Below are 9,623 nucleotides of genomic sequence, written 5' to 3'. Positions count from 1 at the left end.
GACCATATAATTAGCCCCGCTCAATGAGCGGGGCTATTCAAAAGTCATCAGCGTGACGGGCTTAGTATGACTTCAGAATCTTACTTAAGGATCGCGCTGTTGCCGTTTTCACGGATGTGTTTAAGCATTGATTTAACGCCACGAGCGCTAGAAGCAACGATGTTGCCTGACTTCATGTACTCAGTGCCGCCAGCAAAGTCAGTTAGGATTGCACCTGCTTCACGAGCGATAAGCTCACCAGCTGCCATATCCCAAGGTTTTAGACCTAGTTCGAAGTAACCATCAACACGGCCTGCAGCCACGTAACATAGGTCAAGAGCAGCAGAGCCGCTACGACGGAAGTCAGCACATTCAGTGAATAGAGAACCTACGATTTTGATGTAAGACTCAGCGTGTTGCTTCTGTTTGAATGGGAAACCAGTTGCTAGAACAGTACCTTGAAGGTCTTTCAGTTGAGCTACACGAATACGAGCGTTGTTTAGTTGAGCGCCAGCACCACGTTGTGCAGTGAATAGCTCGTTTTGCATTGGATCGTATACACAAGCCACTTCAGTTTTACCTTTGAAGCGAACCGCGATAGATACTGCGAACGTTGGGTAACCTTTTACAAAGTTATTGGTGCCATCCAGTGGGTCGATGATCCATTGTACGTCTTTATCTTTACCTTCGATAAGACCAGCTTCTTCAGCAACGATACAGTGCTCTGGGTAAGAGTGCTTGATAGTATCAATGATGATAGCTTCTGCTTCTTTGTCTACGTTAGTAACAAAGTCATTAGTGCCTTTTAGCGTAGACTCAACTTTATCTGTGTTTTCTAATGATTTAGCAATATGATTGCCTGCTTTTCGCGCAGCGCGAATAGCAATGTTTAGCATTGGATGCATACGAATTTCCCAACGGATGTTAAAGAACAATTTAAAGCGGCGGCGAGTATACCAGAGTGCAGAGAAAAGGGAAGTGGTTATTTTTTGGTCGCATGTAAAAGCCGCACTAATTAGCCCTACCTTAAAGCTGAAAAACAATTGATGAGAATGCGAATAGAAACCTGCTTCACCCTAGGGTGTGTTAAAAAATTATGGTAATATCCTTCGGTTTTAATTTAGGTAGCAATCACAGATGTTGGATCAAGTAAAAGTCGTACTCGTCGGAACTTCTCATTCAGGCAACATTGGCTCGGCAGCTCGAGCAATGAAAGTCATGGGTTTAAGCCAGCTTGTATTGGTTGATCCGCAATGTGAGGTCGACGACCAAACCCTAGCACTAGCGGCAGGGGCAGGTGATATTGCACAAAATGCCAAGGTAGTAAAAACACTAGAAGATGCCATTGAAGATTGTGGCCTAGTGGTTGGTTCTAGTGCACGTTCACGCACTTTAGAATGGCCAATGCTTGAACCACGTGAATGTGGTGAAAAGTTTGCCGTCGAAGGCCAAAAGCACCCTGTTGCATTGGTATTTGGCCGAGAAAGAACAGGCCTCACTAATGAAGAATTGCAGAAGTGTCACTACCATGTTTGCATTCCAGCTAACCCTGAATACAGCTCGCTCAACCTAGCAATGGCTGTACAGACGCTGAGCTATGAAGTGCGTGTTGCACACCTCAACCTAGAACAAAGCCAGTACACGCCAAGTGAGCCTGAAGAGTACCCTCGCCATAAAGAATTAGAAATGTTCTTCGAACACCTTGAAAAAGTAATGGTGGAGACCCAATTTATTAGCAAAGATCAGCCTGGTCAGGTGATGAACAAGCTTCGTCGTTTGTATTCACGAGCTCGACCAGAGGCTCAAGAGCTTAATATCTTGCGTGGTGTTTTGACGGCGATTGAAAAGAAGCTCTGAACAAAGAATAACCACCTTAGGTGTAAGGATGAATACCTGACTATTTTAGTCAAATAAATACTTGACCATTTTAGTCGGGTATGGAAAAATCCTAATCATTACAAACGATGTGGATACGGTGTGGTATGAAACTTACATCTAAAGGAAGATATGCGGTGACGGCCATGCTGGATGTGGCACTGCACTCGCAACAAAACCCAGTACCTCTAGCTGATATCTCAGAGCGTCAGGGTATCTCGCTCTCATACTTAGAGCAGCTTTTTTCAAAATTGCGCAAAGCCGGTCTTGTTGCCAGCGTTCGTGGTCCTGGCGGTGGTTACCGACTGGGTACTGACGCTCACAGCATTGCTATTGGCACTGTTATCGCAGCGGTTGATGAGTCAGTTGACGCAACCAAATGCCAAGGCAAAGGCGACTGCCAAGGTGGCACTCGTTGCTTAACCCACACTTTGTGGCGTGACCTAAGCTCTCGCATTAGTGACTTCTTAAATAACATTACGCTCGGTGAGTTAATGACAGATAATGAAGTCTTAGAAATTTCTGATCGTCAGGACATTGATCTTGTGGTCACTCATGGGTTATCAAACAAAAATACAACCACCGCGCCCATCGGTGTAAACGTCCGCTCTTAGCGGTCAGCATTTTACATTGGAGTAGAGAATGAAACTGCCGATTTATCTTGATTATTCCGCTACATGTCCAGTCGATCCTCGTGTTGCTGAAAAAATGGTTCAGTACATGACAATGGATGGCACATTTGGCAACCCAGCTTCGCGTTCGCACCGTTACGGCTGGCAGGCAGAAGAAGCTGTAGATACTGCTCGTGAGCAAATTGCTGACCTTCTAAATGCAGATCCACGCGAAATCGTATTTACATCAGGTGCGACCGAGTCAGACAACCTTGCAATCAAAGGTGCTGCTCGCTTTTACTCTAAGAAGGGTAAACACGTAATCACTTGTAAAACAGAGCACAAAGCCGTTCTTGACCCATGTCGTCAATTAGAGCGCGAAGGCTTTGAAGTGACTTACCTAGAGCCAGAAGCAAACGGCCTAGTTGATTTAGGCAAGCTGCAAGCAGCAATGCGTGAAGATACTGTTTTGGTTTCAATCATGCACGTTAACAACGAGATTGGTGTTATCCAAGACATCACCGCAATCGGCGAATTATGTCGTGAACGTAAGATTGTGTTCCATGTGGATGCTGCACAGTCGGCAGGCAAGTTGCCAATCGACGTTCAAGAAATGAAAGTTGACCTTATTTCACTGTCTGCGCACAAAGCTTACGGTCCTAAAGGTATCGGCGCACTTTACGTACGTCGCAAACCTCGAATCCGTCTTGAGGCGCAAATGCACGGTGGCGGTCATGAGCGTGGTTTCCGCTCGGGTACACTTCCAACTCACCAGATCGTAGGTATGGGTGAAGCGTTCCGCGTAGCAAAAGAAGACATGCAAAAAGATTACGATCACGCATTAGCACTTCGTAACCGTCTTCTAGATGGCGTTAAAGATCTAGAAGCAGTAACGGTGAATGGTGATCTAGAACAGCGTGTTCCACACAACCTAAACGTGAGCTTTGCATTCGTAGAGGGCGAATCTCTACTGATGTCACTAAAAGACCTAGCAGTCTCTTCTGGTAGTGCTTGTACATCAGCGAGCCTAGAGCCATCTTACGTTCTTCGTGCTCTTGGTCTAGACGACGAATTGGCGCACAGCTCAGTACGTTTCTCATTTGGTCGTTTCACGACTGAAGCAGAAATTGATTACGCAATTGAACAAATCCGCGTTGCAGTGACTAAGCTACGCGACATGTCTCCTCTATGGGATATGTACAAGGAAGGGGTTGATCTGAGCACTGTTGAATGGGCTCATCATTAATCTCACGGACTGAATAGAGGATTCGAGGTAATTTATCATGGCATACAGCGAAAAAGTAATTGATCACTATGAGAACCCACGTAACGTTGGTTCTTTCGATAAAGAAGACCCATCAGTAGGCAGCGGCATGGTTGGCGCACCAGCTTGTGGTGACGTAATGAAACTTCAAATCAAAGTGACCCCAGAAGGCATCATTGAAGACGCGAAATTCAAAACATACGGTTGTGGTAGTGCGATTGCTTCAAGCTCACTCGTAACTGAGTGGGTAAAAGGCAAGTCTATCGACGAAGCGGCATCTATCAAAAACTCTGAGATTGCAGAAGAGCTAGAGCTTCCACCAGTGAAAGTTCACTGCTCAATCCTAGCGGAAGATGCAATCAAAGCAGCAGTTGCTGACTACAAGAAAAAACACCAGGAATAAGTATTCCGTATATAATGGGAGCCCTTAAAACGCTCCCATTCCAAAACGTAATTTAGACAAACTTAAGGTGCAGTATGGCCATCACAATGACAGAAACAGCGGCAAGTCGCGTAAAAGCATTCCTAGACAACCGAGGCAAGGGTGTCGGTTTGCGTCTTGGAGTGAAGACGACAGGCTGTTCCGGCATGGCTTACGTACTTGAGTTCGTCGATGATCTTAACGAAGAAGATGAAGTATTTGACCTTTCAGGTGTGAAAATCATCATCGATCAGAAGAGCTTGGTGTACTTAGACGGTACCGAGTTAGATTACGTGAAGGAAGGGTTGAATGAAGGCTTTGAATTCAACAACCCGAATGCAAAAAGTGAATGTGGTTGTGGTGAAAGCTTCAACGTCTAATTGTTCGTCCTTCTGGACGACCGAGTCCAGAAGGCTTTACTAGGACCCGATCTTAATGAATCACTTTGAATTATTTGGGCTACCAAGTCAGTTTAAGCTGGATGGTAGCCTTCTTTCTTCTCAGTTCCGAGAACTACAAAAACGCTTCCACCCAGATAACTTTGCTACTGCTTCTGAGCGTGATCGCTTGATGGCGGTACAAAAAGCAGCGCAAATTAACGATGCTTATCAAATTCTAAAGCAGCCTATTTCACGTGCGGAATATCTCTTGGCTGAAAATGGCATTGAAATTCGTGGTGAACAGCAAACTATGCAAGACCCAATGTTCTTGATGGAACAAATGGAATTGCGTGAAGAATTGGAAGACATTGCTGACAGCTCTGATCCGGAATCAGCGCTTTTTGACTTCGACTCTAAGGTCAGCAAAATGTACAAACAGCATTTGGTGAGTGTAGAAAAAGAACTTGATAATAGTCTTTGGCCAGAAGCCGCAGACCGAGTTCGAAAACTCAAATTTATTGCCAAACTAAAGAACGAAATTGAACTGGTTGAAGACAAACTCCTCGGCTAGTTAGCGTGACAAGGACCCATCATGGCACTACTTCAAATCGCAGAACCGGGCCAAAGCTCGGCACCTCATGAGCATAAGTTAGCAGCGGGTATCGACTTAGGTACCACTAACTCTTTGGTTGCATCAGTTCGAAGCGGCGACGCAAAAACTCTGACAGATGACCAAGGCCGTAGCATTTTGCCTTCAGTGGTAAACTACACGCAAGATTCAGCGTCAATCGGTTACGATGCCAAAGCAAAAGCAGAGCTAGAGCCAGCAAACACCATCATCTCGGTAAAACGTCTGATCGGCCGTTCATTAAAAGACATTCAAGCTCGCTACCCATCTTTGCCTTACCAATTTAAAGAAAGCGACAACGGTCTGCCAATTCTGCAAACCGCTCAAGGTGACAAAAACCCGATTGAAGTGTCTGCCGACATTCTTAAAGCGCTTAGCAAGCGTGCAGAAGAAACGCTAGGTGGTGAATTAGCTGGCGTGGTAATTACTGTTCCTGCTTACTTTGATGACGCTCAACGTGCTGGTACAAAAGACGCGGCGAAATTGGCTGGTCTTCATGTACTACGTCTGCTTAACGAGCCTACAGCGGCTGCGATTGCTTACGGTTTAGATTCTGGCCAAGAAGGCGTTATTGCGGTTTACGACTTGGGTGGTGGTACGTTTGATATCTCTATCTTACGCTTGTCGAAAGGCGTATTTGAAGTATTAGCAACAGGTGGTGACTCGGCGCTAGGTGGTGATGACTTTGACCATCTTTTAGCAGACTACCTGATGGAGCAAGCTGGCTTAAAAGCGCCGCTTTCTGCTGAGAAAAACCGTGCGTTGCTGAACATTGCAACCGAGACGAAAATTGCGTTTTCTGAGCAAGACCGCGTTGATGTTGATGTATTTGGCTGGAAAGGCTCAGTGACTCGTGAGCAGTTCGAAGATTTGATTCGTCCTCTGGTTAAGAAAACGCTGATGTCTTGTCGTCGAGCATTGAAAGATGCAGATGTCGATGCAGAAGATGTACTCGAAGCCGTAATGGTGGGTGGCTCAACACGAACGTTACTTGTTCGCGAAATGGTCGGTGACTTCTTTGGTCGCAAACCGCTTACTACGATCAATCCAGACGAAGTCGTCGCAATCGGTGCCGGTATCCAAGCGGATATTTTGGCAGGTAACAAACCTGATTCTGAAATGCTTCTGCTTGACGTCATCCCATTGTCTCTTGGTATTGAAACCATGGGTGGCCTGGTTGAGAAAATTATTCCTCGTAACACCACAATCCCAGTTGCACGAGCGCAAGAATTTACCACATTTAAAGATGGTCAAACGGCTATGACAGTGCACACCGTTCAAGGTGAACGTGAAATGGTGGACGATTGCCGCTCACTCGCTCGTTTTTCATTGAAAGGCATTCCTCCAATGGCAGCAGGCGCAGCACACATTCGCGTGACTTATCAAGTGGATGCTGACGGTCTATTGTCCGTGACCGCGATGGAGAAAAGCACAGGCGTACAATCTGAGATTCAGGTGAAGCCTTCGTACGGTCTGAGTGATAATGAAGTCGCGAACATGCTACGTGATTCAATGGCGTTTGCGAAAGAAGACATGCAAGCTCGAGCTCTAGCGGAGCAACGTGTTGAAGCTGACCGAGTGATTGAGGGCTTGATTGCGGCAATGCAAGCTGATGGCGATGAATTGCTGTCAGAGCAAGAAAAACAAGCATTAGTTAAAGTTATTGAAGCGTTGATCGAGTTGCGCAATGGTGACGATGTCGCAGCAATCGAACAAGGTATTAAAGACACCGACAAAGCAAGCCAAGACTTTGCGTCGCGACGTATGGATAAATCAATTCGAGCTGCACTGTCTGGTCAGTCAGTTAATGATATATAAGAGATAAGTAGTTATGCCTAAGATTATTGTATTACCGCACGAAGATTTGTGCCCAGAAGGTGCAGTGTTGGAAGCAAACACTGGTGACACCGTTCTAGATGTAGCACTGAAAAACGGTATCGGTATTGAACACGCATGTGAAAAGTCATGTGCTTGTACAACTTGCCACGTGATCATTCGTGAAGGTTTTGATTCACTAGAAGAGAGTGAAGAACTAGAAGACGATATGCTAGATAAAGCATGGGGTCTGGAACCAGAATCTCGCTTAGGTTGCCAAGCGAAGGTCGCTGATGAAGATTTGGTTGTTGAGATTCCGAAATACACGTTGAACCACGCGTCAGAAGATCACTAATACTATCTCCCCAATAATATAGGGGCGAAGCAAAAGGAAGATGAGCAATGAAATGGACAGATTCTCGCGACATCGCGATTGAGCTTTGTGACAAGTTTCCTGATACGGATCCTAAAACGGTACGTTTTACGGATTTACATCAATGGATCACTGAATTGGAAGAGTTTGACGATGAACCAAACCGTTCTAATGAAAAGATCCTAGAAGCCGTTATTTTGTGCTGGATGGATGAAGCTGACTAATGCTCGATTCGGCGGTAAAACGCAGCAGAGTTAACAATTCTCACTAAAAAAAGCGGACCTCAAGGTCCGTTTTTTTATCAAGTTGACATTTTTACCCTACATAATGCTAACATCCGTTAGTTATTAAAAAGAAGAGGCGTAGGCAACGCCGTTATAAGACAAGGAGAAACCATGTCTACACAGATGTCTGTATTTCTAAGCCAAGAACCAGCGGCACCACATTGGGGCGACAAAGCATTGCTTTCTTTCGCTGAAAATGGCGCAACGATTCACCTAGGTGAAGGGCATGATCTTGGCGCAGTCCAACGTGCAGCTCGTCAACTAGATGGCCAAGGAATTCGTTCAATTCTACTTGCTGGTGATAACTGGGATGTTGAAAGCGTTTGGGCTTTCCACCAAGGTTACCGCAACCCGAAAAAACACGGCACATTAGAGTGGATTGCTCTGTCTGAAAAAGACCAAGTTGAGCTTCATGCTCGCATCACTGCAACCGACTTTACTCGTGACATTATCAACAAAACAGCAGAAGAAGTTGCCCCTCGTCAACTGGCAACCATGGCTGCGGAATTCATCAAATCTGTTGCGCCTCAAGGTACAGTTACTGCTCGTATCGTAAAAGATAAAGACCTACTGTCGGAAGGCTGGGAAGGTATCTACGCAGTGGGTCGTGGTTCTGAGCGAACGTCAGCAATGCTGCAACTTGACTACAATCCAACAGGTGATGAAAACGCACCGGTATTTGCATGTTTAGTTGGTAAAGGCATTACATTTGACTCAGGCGGTTACAGCTTGAAACCATCAAACTTCATGACGGCAATGAAGGCTGATATGGGCGGTTCAGGTACGATTACTGGTGGTCTTGGTCTCGCTATTCTTCGTGGTCTGAACAAGCGTGTGAAGCTGATTCTTTGTTGTGCTGAGAACATGGTATCTGGTCGTGCGCTTAAACTTGGCGACATCATTACCTACAAAAACGGTAAGACAGTTGAGATCATGAACACCGACGCCGAAGGGCGCTTGGTACTTGCTGATGGTCTTATTTACGCAAGTGAGCAAACCCCAGAGCTCATCATTGACTGTGCAACGCTGACAGGCGCAGCGAAGAACGCACTAGGTAATGATTACCATGCGCTAATGAGTTTTGATGACGAGCTTTCTCATCAAGCGCTAACGGCCGCGAACCAAGAGAAAGAAGGTCTGTGGCCACTACCTCTTGCTGATTTCCACCGTGGCATGCTGCCATCAAACTTTGCTGACCTGTCTAACATCAGTTCTGGTGATTACTCTCCTGGTGCGAGCACTGCCGCGGCATTCTTGTCTTACTTCGTTGAAGATTACAAGAAAGGTTGGTTGCATTTTGATTGCGCGGGTACCTACCGTAAGTCAGCGTCAGATAAATGGTCTGCTGGTGCGACAGGTATGGGGGTTCGTACTCTTGCCCGTTTCCTAAACGAACAAGCCACGAAATAAGACTTTTGCCAGTGCAGACTTTTGTCTGTACTGGTATAACTAAGAGAGACGCAAGTCCCTCATATAAAACTATTATTACAAGTACAAAAAGGAAACTTTATGGCTCTAGAAAGAACGTTTTCAATTGTTAAGCCCGACGCTGTAGAACGCAATCTGATTGGTGAGATCTACCACCGCATTGAAAAAGCTGGTCTACGCATCGTTGCTGCAAAAATGGTTCATCTGACAGAAGAACAGGCGAGCGGTTTTTACGCAGAACATGAAGGCAAACCTTTTTTCCCTGCACTGAAAGAGTTCATGACATCTGGTCCTATCATGGTTCAGGTTTTGGAAGGTGAAGATGCAATCGCTCGTTACCGTGAGCTAATGGGGAAAACAAATCCAGAAGAAGCGGCATGTGGCACTATCCGTGCAGACTACGCACTTAGTATGCGTTACAACTCTGTTCATGGCTCAGACAGCCCTACATCTGCAGCTCGTGAGATTGAATTCTTCTTCCCTGAGTCAGAGATTTGCCCGCGTTAATCTTGTTCTAATATGAATGTTGAGCCTCGGAATTTTCCGGGGCTAATTATATGGTCCG

12 protein-coding genes are annotated in these 9,623 nt (G+C 45.7%); 11 read left to right on the top strand and 1 reads right to left on the bottom strand.

Annotated elements, in window-relative coordinates; all coding sequences use genetic code 11:
- Window positions 1-80: 80 nt before the first annotated feature.
- Window positions 81-884 carry an inositol-1-monophosphatase gene (gene suhB / locus BCT11_RS03710; RefSeq protein ID WP_038869570.1) on the bottom strand — a complete coding sequence of 268 codons (804 nt, stop codon included), beginning with the start codon at window positions 882-884 and terminating at the stop codon, window positions 81-83.
- Window positions 885-1,116: 232 nt separating this feature from the next.
- Between suhB and trmJ the strand changes: the two genes are divergently transcribed.
- The 11 genes from trmJ to ndk all read left to right on the top strand — a co-directional run bounded on the left by trmJ (window position 1,117) and on the right by ndk (window position 9,565).
- A complete protein-coding gene (gene trmJ / locus BCT11_RS03705) occupies window positions 1,117-1,836 on the top strand; it encodes a tRNA (cytosine(32)/uridine(32)-2'-O)-methyltransferase TrmJ (protein ID WP_038869573.1) in 720 nt (239 codons plus the stop codon).
- Between the two features lie 125 nt (window positions 1,837-1,961).
- Complete coding sequence (gene iscR, locus BCT11_RS03700) at window positions 1,962-2,468, top strand: Fe-S cluster assembly transcriptional regulator IscR (RefSeq protein WP_038881779.1); 507 nt, start codon at window positions 1,962-1,964, stop codon at window positions 2,466-2,468.
- A gap of 28 nt (window positions 2,469-2,496) precedes the next feature.
- On the top strand, window positions 2,497-3,711 hold the full coding sequence (locus BCT11_RS03695) for an IscS subfamily cysteine desulfurase (RefSeq protein WP_102387174.1): 1,215 nt from the start codon (window positions 2,497-2,499) through the stop codon (window positions 3,709-3,711).
- Between the two features lie 37 nt (window positions 3,712-3,748).
- Window positions 3,749-4,132 carry a Fe-S cluster assembly scaffold IscU gene (gene iscU, locus BCT11_RS03690; protein ID WP_005424883.1) on the top strand — a complete coding sequence of 128 codons (384 nt, stop codon included), beginning with the start codon at window positions 3,749-3,751 and terminating at the stop codon, window positions 4,130-4,132.
- Window positions 4,133-4,206: 74 nt separating this feature from the next.
- Window positions 4,207-4,530, top strand: a complete 324-nt coding sequence (iscA, locus tag BCT11_RS03685) for an iron-sulfur cluster assembly protein IscA (protein WP_038869579.1) — start codon at window positions 4,207-4,209, stop codon at window positions 4,528-4,530.
- A 55-nt stretch (window positions 4,531-4,585) separates the two neighbouring features.
- Window positions 4,586-5,101, top strand: coding sequence for a co-chaperone HscB (gene hscB / locus BCT11_RS03680; RefSeq protein ID WP_042606293.1), 516 nt, complete (start codon window positions 4,586-4,588; stop codon window positions 5,099-5,101).
- 21 nt (window positions 5,102-5,122) lie between these two features.
- On the top strand, window positions 5,123-6,976 hold the full coding sequence (hscA, locus tag BCT11_RS03675; protein ID WP_102387173.1) for a Fe-S protein assembly chaperone HscA: 1,854 nt from the start codon (window positions 5,123-5,125) through the stop codon (window positions 6,974-6,976).
- Window positions 6,977-6,989: 13 nt separating this feature from the next.
- The gene (gene fdx / locus BCT11_RS03670; RefSeq protein ID WP_005424889.1) at window positions 6,990-7,328 is read left to right on the top strand and encodes an ISC system 2Fe-2S type ferredoxin; all 339 of its coding nucleotides are present in this window, start codon (window positions 6,990-6,992) and stop codon (window positions 7,326-7,328) included.
- 47 nt (window positions 7,329-7,375) lie between these two features.
- The gene (gene iscX, locus BCT11_RS03665; RefSeq protein ID WP_038869586.1) at window positions 7,376-7,570 is read left to right on the top strand and encodes a Fe-S cluster assembly protein IscX; all 195 of its coding nucleotides are present in this window, start codon (window positions 7,376-7,378) and stop codon (window positions 7,568-7,570) included.
- Between the two features lie 171 nt (window positions 7,571-7,741).
- Complete coding sequence (gene pepB / locus BCT11_RS03660) at window positions 7,742-9,040, top strand: aminopeptidase PepB (protein WP_102387172.1); 1,299 nt, start codon at window positions 7,742-7,744, stop codon at window positions 9,038-9,040.
- A gap of 99 nt (window positions 9,041-9,139) precedes the next feature.
- Window positions 9,140-9,565, top strand: a complete 426-nt coding sequence (ndk, locus tag BCT11_RS03655) for a nucleoside-diphosphate kinase (protein WP_038869590.1) — start codon at window positions 9,140-9,142, stop codon at window positions 9,563-9,565.
- The last annotated feature ends 58 nt before the right edge of the window (window positions 9,566-9,623 follow it).

The sequence above is a fragment of the Vibrio sp. 10N.222.52.B12 genome (genome assembly GCF_002875385.1).
Classification (GTDB): domain Bacteria; phylum Pseudomonadota; class Gammaproteobacteria; order Enterobacterales; family Vibrionaceae; genus Vibrio; species Vibrio jasicida.
Note: the sequence above shows the minus strand (reverse complement) of the source record. Positions and strands in the feature narration are given on the sequence as shown.

Bases quoted from the DNA above. Each gene is read 5' to 3' on its own strand.
- suhB (WP_038869570.1), bottom strand. From the start codon at position 884: ATGCATCCAATGCTAAACATTGCTATTCGCGCTGCGCGAAAAGCAGGC.
- trmJ (WP_038869573.1), top strand. From the start codon at position 1,117: ATGTTGGATCAAGTAAAAGTCGTACTCGTCGGAACTTCTCATTCAGGC.
- iscR (WP_038881779.1), top strand. From the start codon at position 1,962: ATGAAACTTACATCTAAAGGAAGATATGCGGTGACGGCCATGCTGGAT.
- BCT11_RS03695 (WP_102387174.1), top strand. From the start codon at position 2,497: ATGAAACTGCCGATTTATCTTGATTATTCCGCTACATGTCCAGTCGAT.
- iscU (WP_005424883.1), top strand. From the start codon at position 3,749: ATGGCATACAGCGAAAAAGTAATTGATCACTATGAGAACCCACGTAAC.
- iscA (WP_038869579.1), top strand. From the start codon at position 4,207: ATGGCCATCACAATGACAGAAACAGCGGCAAGTCGCGTAAAAGCATTC.
- hscB (WP_042606293.1), top strand. From the start codon at position 4,586: ATGAATCACTTTGAATTATTTGGGCTACCAAGTCAGTTTAAGCTGGAT.
- hscA (WP_102387173.1), top strand. From the start codon at position 5,123: ATGGCACTACTTCAAATCGCAGAACCGGGCCAAAGCTCGGCACCTCAT.
- fdx (WP_005424889.1), top strand. From the start codon at position 6,990: ATGCCTAAGATTATTGTATTACCGCACGAAGATTTGTGCCCAGAAGGT.
- iscX (WP_038869586.1), top strand. From the start codon at position 7,376: ATGAAATGGACAGATTCTCGCGACATCGCGATTGAGCTTTGTGACAAG.
- pepB (WP_102387172.1), top strand. From the start codon at position 7,742: ATGTCTACACAGATGTCTGTATTTCTAAGCCAAGAACCAGCGGCACCA.
- ndk (WP_038869590.1), top strand. From the start codon at position 9,140: ATGGCTCTAGAAAGAACGTTTTCAATTGTTAAGCCCGACGCTGTAGAA.